Below are 370 nucleotides of genomic sequence, written 5' to 3'. Positions count from 1 at the left end.
GCCGCTTGCGGGGGGGTCCAGCCCGCTGCGCGGATCTTGGACCAGTCGACCGGCATTGGGCGGGTTAGGCTGTCGATCTCACGTTGGCGGCCGATGGCGCGAGCAGCCAGGCGCAGCAATCCGGTAGGGAAGGGCACCAGCCGTGCAGGACGGCGTATGCCGGCGGCAATGGCGCGTATGAGCTCGGGTAATTCGAAATCCGAGCCATCACCAGCGACGAATACGCCTCCCATGTCGGGCTGCTCGGCGCAATGTGCCAGTAGGCTGGCCAAGTTATCCACGTGGATGAACGAGCGCATGCCGATCACACTGCCGAAAGGTAGCGGCAGGCCGCTCTTGACCAGCTTGATCAGACGGGGGAAGTTGCCGG

The 370-nt window shown here is 64.9% G+C and carries 1 protein-coding gene; it reads right to left on the bottom strand.

The features are described 5' to 3' along the window. Positions 1-370 (bottom strand): Rossmann-fold NAD(P)-binding domain-containing protein (locus ACR6JA_RS22885; RefSeq protein WP_494599776.1); only part of this gene is annotated, 370 nt, incomplete at both ends.

The organism is Cedecea sp. B1(4) (genome assembly GCF_059414925.1).
This window is presented reverse-complemented; position numbering and strand designations above follow the sequence as displayed.